The sequence below is a fragment of the Actinomadura chibensis NBRC 106107 genome, assembly GCF_001552135.1.
GTDB lineage: Bacteria > Actinomycetota > Actinomycetes > Streptosporangiales > Streptosporangiaceae > Spirillospora > Spirillospora chibensis.
This window is the reverse complement of record NZ_BCQP01000017.1, coordinates 99,536-116,543: the sequence shown is the minus strand read 5'-3', so window position 1 is coordinate 116,543 and position 17,008 is coordinate 99,536. Positions and strand designations below refer to the sequence as shown.

The 17,008-nt window shown below is 73.9% G+C and carries 14 protein-coding genes and 1 riboswitch; of the genes, 11 read left to right on the top strand and 3 right to left on the bottom strand.

Going from position 1 to position 17,008, the window contains the following annotated elements; genetic code table 11:
- Positions 1 to 21 precede the first annotated feature (21 nt).
- From purN to ACH01S_RS10925, 4 genes are all read left to right on the top strand, one after another.
- Complete coding sequence (gene purN / locus ACH01S_RS10940; protein ID WP_067888849.1) at positions 22 to 717, top strand: phosphoribosylglycinamide formyltransferase; 696 nt, start codon at positions 22 to 24, stop codon at positions 715 to 717.
- Positions 698 to 2,263, top strand: a complete 1,566-nt coding sequence (purH, locus tag ACH01S_RS10935) for a bifunctional phosphoribosylaminoimidazolecarboxamide formyltransferase/IMP cyclohydrolase (protein WP_067888847.1) — start codon at positions 698 to 700, stop codon at positions 2,261 to 2,263. The genes purN and purH overlap by 20 nt, the downstream gene beginning before the upstream one ends.
- 148 nt (positions 2,264 to 2,411) lie before the next feature.
- On the top strand, positions 2,412 to 2,591 hold the full coding sequence (locus ACH01S_RS10930) for a hypothetical protein (protein ID WP_067888844.1): 180 nt from the start codon (positions 2,412 to 2,414) through the stop codon (positions 2,589 to 2,591).
- Between the two features lie 176 nt (positions 2,592 to 2,767).
- Positions 2,768 to 2,853: riboswitch (ZMP/ZTP riboswitch) on the top strand.
- 24 nt (positions 2,854 to 2,877) lie between these two features.
- Positions 2,878 to 3,729, top strand: coding sequence for a bifunctional methylenetetrahydrofolate dehydrogenase/methenyltetrahydrofolate cyclohydrolase (locus ACH01S_RS10925; RefSeq protein ID WP_067888841.1), 852 nt, complete (start codon positions 2,878 to 2,880; stop codon positions 3,727 to 3,729).
- A gap of 166 nt (positions 3,730 to 3,895) precedes the next feature.
- Here ACH01S_RS10925 and ACH01S_RS10920 read toward each other — a convergent pair whose 3' ends face one another.
- Positions 3,896 to 4,621 carry an FHA domain-containing protein gene (locus tag ACH01S_RS10920; protein WP_083980548.1) on the bottom strand — a complete coding sequence of 242 codons (726 nt, stop codon included), beginning with the start codon at positions 4,619 to 4,621 and terminating at the stop codon, positions 3,896 to 3,898.
- 205 nt (positions 4,622 to 4,826) lie between these two features.
- On the opposite strand from ACH01S_RS10920, the gene ACH01S_RS10915 reads away from it, so the two are divergent.
- The 5 genes from ACH01S_RS10915 to ACH01S_RS43355 all read left to right on the top strand — a co-directional run bounded on the left by ACH01S_RS10915 (position 4,827) and on the right by ACH01S_RS43355 (position 12,649).
- Complete coding sequence (locus tag ACH01S_RS10915) at positions 4,827 to 5,255, top strand: DUF3017 domain-containing protein (protein ID WP_067888838.1); 429 nt, start codon at positions 4,827 to 4,829, stop codon at positions 5,253 to 5,255.
- A gap of 215 nt (positions 5,256 to 5,470) precedes the next feature.
- Positions 5,471 to 6,688 carry an NADP-dependent isocitrate dehydrogenase gene (locus tag ACH01S_RS10910; protein WP_067888836.1) on the top strand — a complete coding sequence of 406 codons (1,218 nt, stop codon included), beginning with the start codon at positions 5,471 to 5,473 and terminating at the stop codon, positions 6,686 to 6,688.
- A gap of 237 nt (positions 6,689 to 6,925) precedes the next feature.
- Positions 6,926 to 7,915, top strand: a complete 990-nt coding sequence (locus tag ACH01S_RS10905; protein WP_067888832.1) for a malate dehydrogenase — start codon at positions 6,926 to 6,928, stop codon at positions 7,913 to 7,915.
- 211 nt (positions 7,916 to 8,126) lie between these two features.
- Positions 8,127 to 9,941: an HSP90 family protein gene (locus tag ACH01S_RS10900; protein WP_067888829.1), complete on the top strand. Its 1,815-nt coding sequence runs from the start codon at positions 8,127 to 8,129 to the stop codon at positions 9,939 to 9,941.
- Positions 9,938 to 12,649: a hypothetical protein gene (locus ACH01S_RS43355; protein ID WP_067888826.1), complete on the top strand. Its 2,712-nt coding sequence runs from the start codon at positions 9,938 to 9,940 to the stop codon at positions 12,647 to 12,649. The genes ACH01S_RS10900 and ACH01S_RS43355 overlap by 4 nt, the downstream gene beginning before the upstream one ends.
- On the opposite strand, the gene galK is transcribed toward ACH01S_RS43355, so the two are convergent.
- Positions 12,615 to 13,811 (bottom strand): galactokinase, encoded by a 1,197-nt coding sequence (galK, locus tag ACH01S_RS10890; protein WP_246236432.1) that lies wholly within the window; start codon positions 13,809 to 13,811, stop codon positions 12,615 to 12,617. The two genes, ACH01S_RS43355 and galK, sit on opposite strands and share 35 nt — an antisense overlap.
- On the bottom strand, positions 13,787 to 14,740 hold the full coding sequence (gene galE / locus ACH01S_RS10885) for a UDP-glucose 4-epimerase GalE (RefSeq protein WP_067888820.1): 954 nt from the start codon (positions 14,738 to 14,740) through the stop codon (positions 13,787 to 13,789). Before galE ends, galK begins: the two co-directional genes overlap by 25 nt.
- A gap of 81 nt (positions 14,741 to 14,821) precedes the next feature.
- Here galE and ACH01S_RS10880 point away from each other — a divergent pair, with 81 nt between their 5' ends.
- Both ACH01S_RS10880 and trpS read left to right on the top strand, forming a co-directional pair.
- Positions 14,822 to 15,907, top strand: coding sequence for a hemolysin family protein (locus ACH01S_RS10880; RefSeq protein ID WP_067888817.1), 1,086 nt, complete (start codon positions 14,822 to 14,824; stop codon positions 15,905 to 15,907).
- A gap of 18 nt (positions 15,908 to 15,925) precedes the next feature.
- Complete coding sequence (trpS, locus tag ACH01S_RS10875; RefSeq protein WP_067889746.1) at positions 15,926 to 17,008, top strand: tryptophan--tRNA ligase; 1,083 nt, start codon at positions 15,926 to 15,928, stop codon at positions 17,006 to 17,008.

Genomic DNA, 17,008 nt, shown 5'->3' with positions numbered 1-17,008 from the left:
AGCTACGTCCACTGGGGAGTCATGGTGTCCGCCCGGCTCGTCGTCCTCGTCTCCGGCGCGGGGACCAACCTACAAGCGCTGCTCGACGCGTGCGCGGATCCAGCCTACGGGGCGACGGTCGTGGCCGTGGGGGCGGACCGCCCCGATATAGGGGGGACCGAGCGCGCCGAGCGCGCCGGCCTGCCCACCTTCACGGTCCGGGTGCGCGACTTCCCGTCCCGCGCCGACTGGGACGCGGCGCTCGCCGAGACGGTCGCGAAGTACGAGCCCGACCTCGTCGTGTCCGCCGGGTTCATGAAGATCCTCGGCCCGCTGTTCCTTGCGAGGTTCGGCGGCCGGACGGTCAACACCCATCCCGCGCTGCTGCCCGCCTTCCCCGGCGCCCACGCCGTACGGGAAGCCCTGGCGTACGGCGTGAAGGTGACGGGCTGTACGGTGCACTTCGTCGACGAAGGAGTGGACACCGGTCCCGTCATCGCCCAGGAGACCGTCCCGGTGCGGTGGCATGACGACGAGGACTCCCTGCACGAGCGGATCAAGCAGGTGGAGCGCCGGCTCCTCGTGGACGTCGTCGGGCGGCTCGCCCGCGACGGCTGGACCGCGCACGGCAGGCGGGTCTCGATGAAGTGCGGGACCTGTGGCGACGCGAGCGGCGGGGATTCGTCCGCGGAATCCGATCAAGAGGGGAGCTCGGCCGGTGAGTCGGGTGGCGATTAGGCGCGCGCTGATCAGCGTGTACGACAAGTCCGGGCTGGAGGAGCTGGCCCGGGGCCTGCATGAGGCGGGCGTGGAGATCGTCTCGACCGGGTCGACGGCGGGCCGGATCTCCGCCGCCGGCGTCCCGGTGATGAAGGTGGAGAAGCTCACCGGGTTCCCCGAGTGCCTGGACGGCCGGGTCAAGACCCTGCACCCGATGGTGCACGCGGGCCTGCTCGCCGACCGGCGCAAGGAGGACCACCTCCAGCAGCTCGACGACCTGGCCGTCGAGCCGTTCGACCTGGTCGTCGCGAACCTGTACCCGTTCGCCGAGACGGTGCGGTCGGGCGCGACGCCGGACGAGTGCGTCGAGCAGATCGACATCGGCGGCCCGACGATGGTGCGGGCGGCGGCGAAGAACCACGAGAGCGTGTCCGTGGTCGTCGACCCGTCCGCCTACGGGACGGTGCTGGACGCCGTCCGCGCGGGCGGCTTCACCCTGGACGAGCGCCGCCGCCTGGCCGCGCTCGCGTTCGCGCACACCGCGTCCTACGACGTGGCCGTCGCGTCCTGGTTCGCCAGTGCCCACGCCCCGGACGAGACGGCCGCCGACACCGGCTGGCCCGACTTCCTCGGCGCGACCTGGGAGCGCTCGAACACCCTCCGGTACGGCGAGAACCCGCACCAGCGCGCCGCCCTGTACCGCACGCCCGGCGAGTCCGGGCTGGCCGGGGCGGAGCAGCTGTACGGCAAGGAGATGTCGTACAACAACTACGTCGACACCGACGCCGCGCGCCGCGCCGCCTACGACTTCGCCGAGCCGTGCGTCGCGATCATCAAGCACGCCAACCCGTGCGGGATCGCGGTCGGCGCCGACATCGCCGAAGCCCACCGCAAGGCGCACGAGTGCGACCCGGTGTCGGCGTACGGCGGGGTGATCGCGGCGAACCGCCCGGTCACGGCGGCGATGGCGCGGCAGGTCACCGAGAGCTTCGCCGAGGTCGTCGTCGCGCCGTCCTTCGAGGACGAGGCGGTGACCGTCCTCAAGGGGCGGTTCAAGAACGTCCGGCTGCTGGTCTGCCCGGACGCGCCCGCCGGGGCGACCGAGTACCGGCGCATCGACGGCGGCGTCCTGCTCCAGGGCGTCGACCGGGTGGACGCCCCCGGCGACGACCCGTCCGCGTGGGAGCTGAAGACCGGCGAGCCCGCCGACGAGGCGACGCTCGCCGACCTGGCGTTCGCGTGGCGGGCGATCCGCTCGGTGAAGTCCAACGCGATCCTGCTGGCCGCGGGCGGCGCCACGGTCGGCGTCGGGATGGGCCAGGTCAACCGGGTCGACTCCGCCAAGCTCGCCGTCGCGCGGGCGGGGGAGGAGCGGGCCGCGGCCGCCGTGGGCGCGTCCGACGCGTTCTTCCCGTTCCCGGACGGCCTTGAGGTGCTGACGAGGGCGGGCGTCCGCGCGATCGTCGAGCCGGGCGGGTCGGTGAACGACGACAAGGTGATCGCCGCCGCCGAGAAGGCCGGGATCACGCTGTACTTCACCGGCGTCCGGCACTTCTACCACTGATCGACGGGCACACCCGGTGTGGCGGGGAACACCGCCGCACCGGGTTTAGCCCGGGATTTTTTACTTTTCCGTCCGGGTAGCCTCGGCGCGAGCCGCGCCTCCGCACGACCGTGCCCCCCTGGCGCGGGTGGTGAGTGTTGGAGGCGCGATGGATCTGCTGATGTCCCTGATGCTCGGCTCGGTGTCCCAGGCGAACGCGCTGCTGATGGAGTCCCGGCAGGTCATCGGGCTGGTCGCGGCGATCCTCGCGGCGATGCTGGCCGCGCACCTCGGCTGGCACGGCACCGACCGCGTGATCGCCTGGCGCGGCCGCTCCGAAGAGGACTGACCCGCCCTCAGCGCAGCCGGGCGCGCAGCGCCGCGGCGGCCCCCGGCCAGTCGTCGTCGGTCATCGCGTACGCGGCGGTGTCGCGGACCGAGCCGTCCACTCAGGCCGCCATCTCCGCGACGGTCGCGGGCCGCGCCGGTTTCGGCGAGCCACTCCTCGCGATGGCCCATTACGATGGGTGCTCACGCGACTGGCGCGGTCAAGGTGGGGCACCACCGGGGAGCGAACCACAGTCCGTACACCGCGCGCCTGGGTGGAGGACGGGACCTGCCACGCGGAGGAACGCATGACCGCACAGATTCTGGACGGCAAGGCCACGGCCGCCGAGATCCGCTCCGACCTGAAGGCCCGCGTCGAGGCGCTGCGCGACCGCGGCGTGGGCGTCGGGCTCGGCACCGTGCTCGTCGGCGACGACCCCGGCAGCCACTCGTACGTGAACATGAAGCACCGCGACTGCGCCGAGGTCGGCATCGAGAGCATCCGCCGCGACCTGCCCGCCACCGCGTCCCAGGACGACGTCGAGCGCGCCGTCGCCGAGCTGAACGCCGACCCCGCCTGCACGGGGTACATCGTCCAGCTCCCGCTGCCGAAGGGCCTGGACGAGCAGCGCGTGCTGGAGCGCATCGACCCCGCCAAGGACGCCGACGGCCTGCACCCCACCAACCTCGGACGGCTCGTCCTGATGCAGCCCGGCCCGCTGCCCTGCACGCCGAAGGGGATCATCGAGCTGCTGCGCCGGTTCGACGTCCCGATCAGGGGCGCCGAGGTCACCGTCGTCGGGCGCGGCATCACGGTCGGGCGCTCCCTCGGCCTGCTGCTCACCCGCCGCACCGAGAACGCGACCGTCACCCTCTGCCACACCGCGACCCGCGACCTCGCCGCGCACACCCGCGCTGCCGACATCGTCGTGGCCGCCGCCGGCGTCCCCGGCCTGATCACCGCGGACATGGTCAAGCCCGGCGCGGCCGTCCTCGACGTCGGCGTCTCGCGGGTGGACGGCAAGCTCGCGGGCGACGTCGCCGCCGACGTCCGCGAGGTCGCCGGATGGGTCGCGCCGAACCCCGGCGGCGTCGGCCCGATGACGCGCGCGATGCTGCTCGCCAACGTCGTCGAGGCCGCCGAGAACAGCCTCGCCTAGAGGGCGGGCGCGAACGAGCGGGAGCCGCCACCAGCACCCCGGTGGCGGCTCCCGCCTTCGTTCCTCCTGCCGGACGGAGCCGCGCCGTCACTTGCGCGGCCCCGTCGGCCGGGTCAAGCGATCGCCCTCCAGTCGCGCTGCCGTCGAGGGCGACCGCGGATCTACCTCAGCTCGCCCTCCGTCCCGCCGGGCTCGGCGCCGGGCGGGCGCCGGTGTGGTGGGCGTGCGGCGCGCCCGCCCGCCGCGTCTCGGCCGTGCCCCGGACCCCCGGTACGCGGCCGTCCATCGGAGGGCGGCCCTGCGGGACGTGCACCGGCGGCAGCGGCCGGACGAGGCCCATCGCGATGACCTCGTTGGCGAGCCTGGTCCGCCGGTTGGCGCCCTCGGGAATCCGGAACTTCTGGTAGAGGCGCAGCAGGTGCTGCTTGACGGCGGCCTCGGTGACGACCAGCTCCCCGGCGATGTCGCGCGCCGTGGCGGGGGCCACGAACGCCTCGTCGGACAGGGCTGGACGGCACAGCGAGGTCAGCACGTCGACCTCGCGTCGGGTGAGCTCCGGCGCGACCGCGCGCCGCAGTTCGACGTCCGGGTCGACCTCCTCACGGGGGATGCCCCCCATCCGGCAGCGCGCCGTGCCGAAGCTCACGACGTCGCCGTCCTCCAGGACTCTGCGGGCGATCGGCCGCCCGTTGACGCGGGTCCCGTTGCGGGACAGGCCCATGTCCACCACGTAGACGTACGGACCGCGTCGGACGATCTCAGCGTGCAAACGGGACACACTCGGGTCGTCGAGGCGGATATCCACTCCTCTCCCTCTCCCGACCGTCGTAACGTCGGGGCGCAGCGGCACCACCAGCCCGCTGTCCTCGATCCGCATGAACGGCCCCTCCACGGCAGTCCTCCCAGCTAGTTAGCGACCCCTGTCTGCCGGGTTACCCGGGCGCCGTGTGGTCACACCCTCCTACTGGCGAGTAGGCACGATGGCGCAAGGGATTCCGGCCTCTCGGACATCACCCGCGCCCCACCCGTCCCACCCCTGCGGGACGGTGGTCCGCCCGATGTCGTGCGGTGGGCCGAATCGCTATACCGTGAAGCCCATGAGCACCGAGGTGCGCAGGCGCCGCCGCAAGGCCCCGCGCCGCAGGGAGGCGGCCCCGCACTGGCTCGCGCAGCTCCCGTACCTCCTCGTCCTCAGCGGCGTCGGCGCGGGCCTCACGCTCTGCGCGTTCAACTACTTCCGCAAGGGGTCGGGGCTGATGGCCGCGGCGCTGCTGCTCGGCGCGCTCGCCCGGCTCCTGCTGCCGGAGTCGCAGCTCGGGCCGCTCGCCGTCCGCAGCCGCTCCATCGACTGCTGGACGCTCGTCATCCTCGGCGAGATGGTCGCGTTCGTCGCGCTCAGCATCCCGCCGATGAACAAGCCGGGGCTCATCCTCGCCGGGGCGTTCGGGGTGCTGATCCTGCTGACGATGGTCGTGCGCGGCGCGCGGCTGCTGCTCGCCGGACGCCGGGAAGGCTCACCTAAGTAGGGCATCGCCCCAGGTCAGAGGGTGTTTCGTCGAGGGTGGGCGGTGGCCGGGTCCAGACCTTCCGGGCGCCTCGGCTAGCCTTGCCAGTTGAGCCTTACAAGGACTGAGTCTCTTCTCATCCGGCGCGAACCGGACGGCCGACACCGCCCCTCGCCCGCGGCAGGATGAGGAACAGCTCACTAGCTGGCCAGGTGTAGGAAAGGGACAGCAGCAGCATGCCCAAGATCAAAGTAGCGGGCCCGGTCGTCGAGCTCGACGGCGACGAGATGACCCGGATCATCTGGAAATTCATCAAGGACCAGTTGATCCTGCCCTACCTCGACGTTGACCTGAAGTACTACGACCTGGGGATCGAGCACCGTGACGCCACGGACGACCAGGTCACGGTGGACGCGGCCAAGGCCATCCAGGAGCACGGCGTCGGCGTGAAGTGCGCGACCATCACCCCCGACGAGGCGCGCGTCGAGGAGTTCGGCCTGAAGAAGATGTGGCGGTCCCCGAACGGGACGATCCGCAACATCCTGGGCGGCGTGGTGTTCCGTGAGCCGATCATCTGCTCCAACATCCCCCGGCTCGTCCCCGGCTGGACGAAGCCCATCATCATCGGCCGCCACGCCCACGGCGACCAGTACCGCGCCACCGACTTCGTCGTGCCCGGCCCCGGCAAGGTGACGATCACCTACACGCCGTCCGACGAGGGCGAGCCGATGGAGTTCGAGATCGCCGACTTCCCCGGCGGCGGCGTCGCGATGGGCATGTACAACTACGACTCGTCCATCCGCGACTTCGCGCGGGCGACGATGCGGTACGCGCTGGAGCGCGGGATGCCGCTGTACATGTCCACGAAGAACACGATCCTGAAGGCCTACGACGGCCGGTTCAAGGACATCTTCCAGGAGATCTACGAGTCGGAGTTCAAGGCCGAGTTCGAGGCCAAGGGCCTCACCTACGAGCACCGCCTCATCGACGACATGGTCGCGGCGGCGCTCAAGTGGGAGGGCGGCTTCGTCTGGGCCGCCAAGAACTACGACGGCGACGTCCAGTCCGACACGCTCGCGCAGGGGTTCGGCTCGCTGGGCCTGATGACGTCCGTCCTGATGACCCCGGACGGCAAGACGGTCGAGGCCGAGGCCGCGCACGGCACGGTGACCCGCCACTACCGGCAGCACCAGCAGGGCAAGCCGACGTCGACCAACCCGATCGCGTCGATCTTCGCCTGGACCCGCGGCCTCGAGCACCGCGGCAAGCTCGACAACCAGCCCGAGGTCGTGGACTTCGCCCACTCGCTGGAGCGAGTCTGTGTCGAGACGGTCGAGTCGGGCCAGATGACCAAGGACCTGGCGCTCCTCGTCGGCGACTCCACCCCCTTCCTGACCACGCAGGGCTTCCTGGAGGCGCTCGACACCAACCTCCAGAAGAAGATCAACGGCTGACCCGCCCCGGTCTTCGAAGGCCGTCCCGGAGACGTTCCGGGGCGGCCTTCCCCATGCGCGCTCCGCACCCGCCCCGTGCGCGCGCTGTGCGCGCCATGCCGGGTTGCGCACCTGCGCGGTGGCGGGCCCGGGGCGCGCGATAGCCTGAACCCCGAACTATCTCGACGGCGAGAGAACCCGCGCGGCGGCGGGCTCCGGTCATCACCAGCCGAGTCACAGCAGAGGATGAAGAAGGAAATGACGCGCACCCCAGTCACCGTCACCGTCACCGGCGCCGCGGGCCAGATCGGCTACGCGCTGCTGTTCCGCATCGCGTCCGGGCAGCTCCTCGGCGCGGACGTCCCCGTCCGGCTGCGGCTGCTGGAGATTCCGCAGGCGGTGAAGGCCGCCGAGGGCACCGCGATGGAGCTGGACGACTGCGCGTTCCCGCTGCTCGCCGGCACCGACATCTTCGACGACCCGACCAAGGCGTTCGAGGGCGCGAACGTGGCCCTGCTCGTCGGCGCCCGGCCCCGGACGAAGGGCATGGAGCGCGGCGACCTGCTGGAGGCCAACGGCGGGATCTTCAAGCCGCAGGGCGAGGCGATCAACGCGGGCGCGGCGGACGACGTGAAGGTCCTGGTCGTCGGGAACCCGGCCAACACGAACGCGCTGATCGCCCAGCAGCACGCGCCGGACGTCCCGGCCGAGCGGTTCACCGCGATGACGCGCCTCGACCACAACCGCGCCCTCGCGCAGCTCGCGAAGAAGGCGGGCGTCTCGGTCGCCGACATCCGCAGGATGACGATCTGGGGCAACCACTCCGCGACCCAGTACCCGGACCTCTTCCACGCGGAGATCGCCGGCAAGAGCGCGGCCGAGACCGTCAACGACCAGTCCTGGCTGGAGGACGACTTCATCCCGACCGTCGCCAAGCGCGGCGCGGCGATCATCGAGGCGCGCGGCGCGTCGTCGGCGGCGTCGGCCGCGTCCGCCGCGATCGACCACGTGCACACGTGGGTGAACGGCACGGCGGACGGCGACTGGACGTCCATGGCCGTCGTCTCGGACGGCTCCTACGGCGTCCCCGAGGGCCTCATCTCGTCCTTCCCCGTCACGACGAAGGACGGCAAGTGGGAGATCGTCCAGGGCCTGGAGATCGACGACTTCTCCCGCGCCCGGATCGACGCCTCGGTGAACGAGCTGGCGGAGGAGCGCGACGCCGTCCGCAAGCTCGGCCTCATCTGACCTGACGCGGGCGCCCGGCCCTCCGGACGCGCGTGCCCCGGATCCTCGGGGCGGCGCGTCCGGAGGGCCTTTTCCGTCCGCCGCCCGGACGGCCTCGCCCCGCGCCCGCGGGGTTGGCACGTTCTGCCGAGTGTCGAGGAATTGATCGGAAGTGGTCCGTACCGGTCGCTAGGGTGTGATCGCCAAGAAAGGTGATCGGGGAGGCGCGCCCGTGGCGGAACAGGCATTCCAGGTCGATCTACGCGGCGTGGTGGATCTGCTGAGCCGGCATCTCTACGCGAGCCCGCGGGTCTACCTGCGGGAACTGCTGCAGAACGCGGTGGACGCGATCACCGCGCGCGGCGGCGACGGCGGCCGGGTCGAGATCGAGACCTCGGGCGGGACGCTCCGCGTCCACGACGACGGCATCGGGCTGACCGCCGACGAGGTCCACACGCTGCTCGCGACGATCGGCCGCTCGTCCAAGCGGGACGAGCTGGGCTTCGCCCGGCACGACTTCCTCGGCCAGTTCGGCATCGGGCTGCTGTCGGCGTTCCTCGTCGCGGACGAGATCGAGGTCGTGACGAGGTCCGCGCGGGGCGGCGCCGCCGTCCGCTGGACGGGCCGCTCCGAGGGCAGCTACCGGGTCGAGCCCGCCGAGCGCGACGCGCCGGGCACGACGGTCACGCTGCGCGCCCGGCCGGGGTCGGCGGAGCTGCTGAGCCCGCCGGTCGTGGCCGAGCTGGCCCGCGGCTACGGCTCGCTGCTCCCCGTCGAGCTGGTCGTGGACGGCGTGCCGATCACCGGCGACGGCCCGCCCTGGCAGGTGACGCACCGCGACCCGGCGGCGCGCCGCCGCGCGCTGGAGCGGTACTGCGAAGACCTCTACGGCTTCGTGCCGTTCGACGTCGTCGACCTGGAGGTGCCCGAGGCGGGCCTGACCGGCGTCGCGTTCATCCTGCCCGACCCGGTGTCCCCGGCGGCCCGCGCGTCCCACCGCGTGTACCTGAAGCGGATGCTGCTGGCCGAGAGCGTCGAGGGGCTGCTGCCCGAGTGGGCGTTCTTCGCGCGCTGCGTCGTGGACGCGGGCGAGCTGCGGCCGACCGCGAGCCGCGAGGCCCTCTACGAGGACGAGCTGCTCGACTCGGCGCGGCAGGGCCTCGGCGGCGCGCTGCGGCAGTGGCTCGTGACGCTCGCGGAGACCGACCCGTCCCGGCTGCGGGCGTTCCTGCGGCTGCACCAGCTCGGCGTGAAGGCGATGGCGCTGCACGACGACGAGATGCTGCGGATCGTCGACCGGTGGCTGGACTACGAGACGTCCGCCGGGCCGATGACGCTGAGCGAGTTCCGCCGCCGCCACCCGGACGGCCGCTACACCGCGAGCGTGGAGGAGTTCCGCCGGCTGTCGGCGGTGGCGGGCGCGCAGGGCGTCGGGCTCGTCAACGGCGGCTACGTCCACGACACCGAGATCATCGAGCGGCTGCCCGACCTGGACCCCGACATCCGGCTGTCCCGGCTGGAGGCGGCCGAGCTGACCACGACGTTCGGCGTCCTCGACCCGGCGGCCGAGCTCGCGCTGCGGCCGTTCCTCGCGGCGGCGCAGCGCGCGGTGGAGCGGCTCGGCTGCGAGGTCGTGGTCCGCGAGTTCGACCCGGCGTCGCTGCCCGCGCTGTTCCTGACCAGCCGCGACGCGCAGTTCCGCGAGGAGCTGAAGCGGGCGCGGGAGGAGGCGGACGCGCTGTGGGCCGACGTCCTCGGCGCGGTCGGCGCGAGCGCCGGGATCGAGCGCCCGCAACTGGTGCTGAACTACCGCAACCCGCTGGCGCGGCGCGTCACGTCCCTCGGCGTCGGCGGGCCCGCCGACGGTGCGGAGACGGCCCCGCGGGCGAACCGGACCGAGCTGGTGGAGCTGGCCGTCCAGGCGCTCTACGGGCAGGCGCTGCTGCTCGGCCACCATCCGCTGCGGCCCGCCGACACGGCGGTGCTGAACCGTTCCTTCATCGGCCTGCTGGAATGGGCCGTCCACTCCCCGGAGGCTCCCGAGTGACCAGCGATCCCACCGAAGACGTCTACGCCCTGATGGGGCGGGCGGAGGAACTGCCCTACGGCGAGGCCCGCACCGTCCTGGTCGAGGACGCGCTCCGCCGCGCGGAGGCGGCGGGCGACGAGGTCCTGGCGTTCCAGGTCCGGGTCCGGCTGACGAACGCGTACCGGTACGGAGGCGAGCCCCTGAAGGCGTTCGCGACGTTCAGCCGGACGCTCGCCGACCACGACCGCGACCCGGCCCGCTTCGACGAGACGCACGGCCTGATGTGGCAGATGAAGGCGGCCGTCAGCTCGCTGACCCTGTTCCCCGAGATCCCGCTCGACCGCACCTACGCGGTCCTGGACGACATGGAGCGCCGCTACAAGGCGGGCGGGCACAGCCTCCAGGCGGTCTACCACTACCGCAACATCGTGGCGCGGCACGTCGGCGACGGCTCGGCGGACGAGTGGTACACGAAATGGCGCGCGGCCGAGCGGGACGAGCTGTCCGACTGCGAGGGCTGCGACCCGACCGGCATGGCCCGCCACCTGGTGGAGGCGGGCCGGTACGAGGAGGCGTTCGAGGTGGCCGCGCCGGTGCTGAGCGCGCGGCTGTCCTGCAACGAGCAGCCGCAGTCGATGCAGACCACGCTCCTGCCCGTCTACCTGCGCACGGACCGCCCCGAGCAGGCCGCCGACGCCCACCGCCGCGCCTACCGCGTCCACCGGGGGCGCCTCGCCGACCTCGGCGACATCGCCGAGCACCTGGAGTTCTGCGCGATCACCGGCAACGAGGCGCGCGGGCTGGAGATCCTCCAGCGGCACATCGGGTGGCTCGACAAGGCGCCGAGCACGCACGCGGAGATGGAGTTCTGCGCGGCGGCGGCGCTCGTCCTCGCGCGGGTGGAGGCGGCCGGGCACGGCGGGCTGGCCGTCCGGCGGCGCGGCCCCGGGGACGGCCCGGCCGCGGACGTGCCGGTGCCGGAGCTGCGGGCCGAGCTGGCGGAGCGCGCGACGGAGCTGGCCGCCCGGTTCGACGCCCGCAACGGGACGTCCTGCCAGGGCGACAAGGTGCGCGCGACGCTGGCGGGCGAGGAGGTCTTCGACTACGTCCCGCTGGCGGCGCACCACCGCCGCCCGGCTCCCGCGCCGCGGCCGGAGAGCGTCCCGCAGGACGGGCCCGGCGACGACCTCGGCTCGATCGACGACTTCGACGCGCTGCTCGACATCGCCGACGCGCGGCGCAACCGGCCCGGCCTGGACCGCGCGATGGCGGCGTGGCGGCGGTTCGACGTCCTCGCCGAGACGGCGGAGCCGACGCCGCTGCAGCGGGCCCGCCGCCTGGACGGCGAGGGCGTCCAGCACGCCGTGGCGAACCGCGACCAGGCCGCCGTCGACTGCTGGGAACGCGCGTTCGCGATGTTCGAGGAACTGGGCGACGAGGCGAACCGGCACCGGGTCCTCAGCCGCCTCGGCGCGATGCGCGCGAAGGCGGGCGAGGGGCGCGGCCTCGCCGACATGGCCGCCGCCGCCGAGTACTTCGCGGCGCACCCGACCGGGGAGGGCGACGCGGTCGGGACGCTCCTGCGGCTCGCGACCGCGCACGTGGAGCTGGAGCAGCCCGCCGAGGCGCTCGCCGTGCTCGACCGGGCCGGCCTGGACGGCGACGGCGCCGACCGGGCGGGCGAGTACTGGTTCGTCCGCGCGCAGGCGCTGCTGATGTCCGGGGAGGTGGACGACGCGGTCGCCGCGTTGCGCAAATCCGCGGAGGCGGCGCGCGGGTCCGAGGACCGCGAGGAGGTCGCCGCGCCCGCGCTCCTGCTCGCCCGCACCCTCGCCCGCCGCGAGGGCGGCGCGGACGACGAGACGTTCGCGCTGTTCGACGAGGCGCTCGGCGCGCTCGCCGGGCCGTCCCCGATGCGGGCGGCGGCGCACACCGAGCGGGGGCTGGCGCTGCTGGCCAAGGACCGTCCGGGCGACGCGATCCCCGACCTCGTCGAGGGCATCGCGGGCTGGACGGCCGAGGGCATGCCGATGCGGGCCGTCCACCTCCGGGTCGACCTCGCCGCCGCGTACCTGTCGACCGGCCGGCACCTGGAGGCGGCCGAGACCGCCGAGGAGGCGCTGCCCGCGCTGCCCGGGTTCGCCGACGCGGGCGACCCCGACGCGGAGCGCCGCTGCCGCCTGATCCTCGCGCACGCGCAGAAGGAGCTGCGCGAGGCGGACGCCGCCGTGTCGTTCGAGGCGCTGGCCGAGGACGCCGCCGAGGCCGGGCGTCCGGACGCCGTCGCGCACTTCCTCAACGAGGCCGCCGACGTCCTCACCGACCTCGACCGCGACGCCCAGGCCGCCGAGCGGTACGCCGAGGCGGCCGCCGCGTACGAGAAGGCGGGCGACCCGTACGGCGTCGTCCGCACCCGCCGCCGGTACGCGATGTGCCTGCTGTGGAGCGGCGACCGGGACGGCGCCGTCACGGCGGCGGAGACGGCCCGCGCCGCGCTGGCCGGGCTGCCCGCCGACAACGAGCCCGCCCGGATCTGGGAGACGGCGCTGCTGTCCTACGACCAGTCCCGCATCCTCGCCCAGGCGGGACGGCTCCAGGAGGCAGCCGAGCACGCGTCCGCCGCCGTGGACGGCTTCACCGCCCTGGACGAGAAGGGCCCGGCCGAGGAGGCCGCGACCCTCCGCGACGACATCAGGGCCGCGCTGGCGGAGGACCCGGAGGGCTGAGGCGGTCCGCGCCCCCGGACGGGACGGCGTCGATGAACCGGGGGGACGCCCAGCCGCGCCGGTCGTAGGCGGCGGCGACGGCGTCCCTGACCCGGTCCGCCCGGCCCGCCGGGGCGAGGACGAGCACCGACCCGCCGAACCCGCCGCCGATCATGCGCCCGCCGCGCGCGCCCGCGCGCAGGGCGGCGTCGACGGCCGCGTCGGCCTCCGGCCAGGACACCTCGAACTGGTCGCGCAGCGACAGGTGCGACGCGTTCAGCATCGCGCCGAGCTCGGCGGCGGCCCCGGCGCGCAGCAGGCCCACGGCGGCCTCGACCCGGTGGTTCTCGGTCACGACGTGCTGGACGCGCCGCCGCAGCACCGGATCGCGGAGCGCGCCGAGCGCGGCGGGCAGGTCCGTCACGTCGCGGAGCGCGGGGACGCCGAGCAGCGCGGCGGCCTCCTCGCACTCGGCGCGGCGGCGCCCGTACTCGCCGCCGGTCAGCGCGTGCGCGGCGCGGGTGTCGACGACGATGAGCGCCAGCCCGGCGGCGGCCGGGTCGAGCGGCACGCGCGACGACAGCCCGCTGCGGCAGTCGAGCAGCAGCGCGCGCCCGGCCTCGCACAGCAGGGACACCGCCTGGTCCATGGGCCCGCAGGGGGTCCCGGCCTGCTCGTTCTCGGCGCGCTGCGCCAGCCGGGCCAGCTCGGGACGGTCGATCCGCACCCCGTGCAGGTCGCACAGGGCCAGCGCGGTCGCGCATTCCAGCGCCGCCGACGACGCGAGGCCCGCGCCGCGCGGCAGGTCGGAGTCGATCAGCAGGGACGCGCCGCCCGTCCCGCGCTCGCGCAGCACCCGCGCGACGCCGACCGGGTAGGCGGCCCAGGCGCGGTCGGCGGGCCAGCCCTCGGACACGACCGTCCCGCCGCCGACCGGCGCGGACACCGCCGTCGCCGCCTGCCGCGACCGGACCTCGACCACGCCGTCGTCGCGCCGCGCCCCCGCGACGGAGATCCCCTGCGAAATGGCGAACGGCAGGACGAGCCCGTCGTTGTAATCGGTGTGCTCGCCGATCAGGTTCACGCGTCCCGGCGCCCGCCAGACGCCCTCGGGCGCGCGCCCGAACGCGTCCGCGAACGCCGCTTCGAGCGCCCCGGTCACCGGGAGCGCAGGAACGTCCACGCGTCGTCGATCATGGTGCGCAGGTCGCGCTCGGGCTTCCAGCCGAGCTCGGCCCGGATCTTCTCGGACGAGGCGACCAGCACCGCCGGGTCGCCGTCGCGGCGCGGCGCCACCTCGGCCGGGATCTCGCGGCCGGTCACCTCGCGGCACGCCTCGACGACCTCGCGGACGGAGTTGCCCGTCCCGCTGCCGAGGTTGAAGATCTGGTGGGAGCCGGGCGCGCACGCGTCCAGCGCGAGCAGGTGGGCACGGCCGAGGTCGGTCACATGGATGTAGTCGCGGACGCACGTCCCGTCCGGCGTCGGGTAGTCGTCGCCGAACATCTTCACGGCGTCGCCGTCGCCCTGCGCGATCTTCAGCACGTTCGGGATCAGGTGCGTCTCGACCGCGTGGCGCTCGCCGTGCCGCCCGTAGGCGCCCGCCACGTTGAAGTACCGCAGCGACACGCCGCCGAGGCCGTGCAGTCGCGCGTACTCGGCGAGGGCCGTGTCGATCGCCAGCTTGGACGCCCCGTACGGGTTCGTCGGACGGGTCGGGTCGGTCTCCAGGATCGGCGTCGACTCCGGCTCCCCGTACGTCGCGGCCGTGGAGGAGAACACGATCCGCGGGACGCCCGCGACGCGCATCGCCTCCAGCAGGGCCAGCGACTCGCCGAGGTTCTTGTCCCAGTACAGGCCGGGCTTCTGCACGGACTCGCCGACCAGGGACTTCGCGGCGAAGTGCAGGACGGCCTCGAACCCGGCGCCCGCGAGGACGTCCGCCGCGGTGTCGCGGAGCGTGCCGCGCACCAGCCGGGCGCCCTCCGGCACCGCGTCCTCGTGCCCGGTGGACAGGTCGTCGAGCACGACGACCTCGTGCCCCGCCTCCAGGAGAAGAGCGGAGACGACGCTGCCGATGTAGCCGGCGCCTCCGGTGACGAGCAGCTTCACGAATGGACCTCCATGAGACGACTCTCTTACGGCGGGGTCAGGCCAGGCTATCCGCAACACGGGACGGGGAACGCTGAAGTCATGGACGGGACGCCGTCGCGGCGGCCCAGCGGGGCCGCCCGGCCGTTGCTGTGGCTGCTGTCGGGCGCGGCCGACCTCGTCGTGCGGCTGTCGGGCGCCGACCCCGACACGCTGCGCGAGGAGCTGACCGCGGAGCGGATGCGGGCGCTCGTCGCCCGGAACACCCAGCTGACCCCGGACGAGCGCGCCCTGATCGAGGAGGTGTTCGCGGCGGGGGAGCGGCCGCTGCGGGAGGTGCTCGTCCCGCGCACCGAGGTCGTGTTCCTGGACGCCGCGCAGCCGCTGTCGGACGCCGCGCGGGCCGCCGCCGGGAGCCCGCACTCCCGGTTCCCGGTCTGCCGCGACTCGCACGACGAGGTGATCGGGTTCGTCCACATCCGCGACCTGCTGGCCCCGGACCCGCCCGCGGCGGACGCCCCCGTGGGCGAGCTGGTGCGGCCGGTGAAGTTCCTGCCGCCGACCAAGCGCGTCCTGCCCGCGCTGTCGGAGATGCGCCGCGAGGGCTGCCACCTCGCGATCGTCATGGACGAGTACGGAGGCGTGGCCGGGATCGTCACCCTGGAGGACCTCGTGGAGGAGCTCATCGGCGACATCCGCGACGAATATGATGTCCAGGACGCGCAGGCGCGGCGCCTGCACGGCGGCGTGGTCGAGGTCGACGGCCTGCTCAACCTCGACGACTTCGCCGCCGAGACCGGTATCCGGCTGCCCGCCGGGCCCTACGAGACGGTCGCCGGGCACATCATGGCGGTGCTCCGCCGCGTGCCCGCCGAGGGCGACTCGGTGGACGCCGCCGGGCACCGCCTCGCGGTGGCCCGGATGGACGGCCGCCGGGTGGCCCGCGTGCGCGTCACCCCGCGGGCGACGCCGCCGCAGGCCGCGGCGGCGCCGCCCGGCACGCCGCCCGCGACCCCGCGGGCGGCCGTCGGCCCCGCCGCCACCGGCCAGGCCGCGACCGGTCCCGCCGGCACGGGCCCGGCCGCCTCCGGCTCCGCCACCGGTCCCGCGACCGGCGGCGGCAGCGGGCGGGCGGCGGGCCGCGCGCCGGGTGGGGCCACCCGCGGCGGCGCCTCGGGCGGCGCCTGAGAGAATCGGTCCGTGCACATGTCCGAAGCGTCCAGCCCCGCCGCTCCCGGCGCGTCCCGGCCCGGCGGCGCGCTCACCCCGCGCGTGCTGTCCGGCATCCAGCCCACCGCCGACTCGTTCCACCTCGGCAACTACCTGGGCGCGTTGCGGCAGTGGGTCGCCATGCAGGACACGCACGACGCCTTCTACTGCGTGGTCGACCTGCACGCGATCACCGTCGAGCACGACCCCGCCGTGCTGCGCCGCCGGACGCTGGTCGCCGCCGCGCAGCTCTTCGCGATGGGCCTCGACCCCGACCGCGCCACCGTGTTCGTGCAGAGCCACGTCCCCGAGCACGCGGAGCTGGCCTGGGTGCTCGGCTGCCTCACCGGGTTCGGCGAGGCCGGGCGGATGACCCAGTTCAAGGACAAGTCGGCCAAGCAGGGCACGGGCGGGACGAGCGTCGGCCTGTTCACCTACCCGATCCTCCAGGCCGCCGACATCCTGCTGTACTCGCCCGAGCCGGGCGAGGGCGAGCGGGCGCTGCGGGTGCCGGTCGGCGAGGACCAGCGCCAGCACCTGGAGCTGACCCGGACGCTCGCGCAGCGTTTCAACCACCGGTTCGGGGAGACGTTCGTGCTGCCCGAGGCGCACATCCCGCCCGGCGCCGCGAAGATCACCGACCTGCAGGAGCCGGACGCCAAGATGAGCAAGTCGGCGTCGTCCCCGCAGGGGATCATCGACGTCCTGGAGGAGCCCGGCCCCATGCGCAAGAAGATCATGCGCGCGGTCACCGACACCGGCTCCGAGGTCGTCTACGACGAGGAGAAGAAGCCCGGGGTCACCAACCTGCTGCGGATCTACTCCGCGCTGGAGGGCGCCTCCGTGCCCGACCTGGAGAAGCGCTACGCGGGCTCCGGGTACGGGCAGTTCAAGAAGGACCTCGCGCAGGTCGTCCTCGACACCTTCGCGCCGATCAGGGAGCGCACGCTCACGCTGCTGGACGACGAGCGGCACCTCGACGCGCTGCTCCGGCGGGGCGCGGACCGCGCGTCCGAGGTCGCCGCGCGGACGATGGAGACCGTGCGCGAACGGGTGGGATTCGTGGGACGTGGCCGCTGA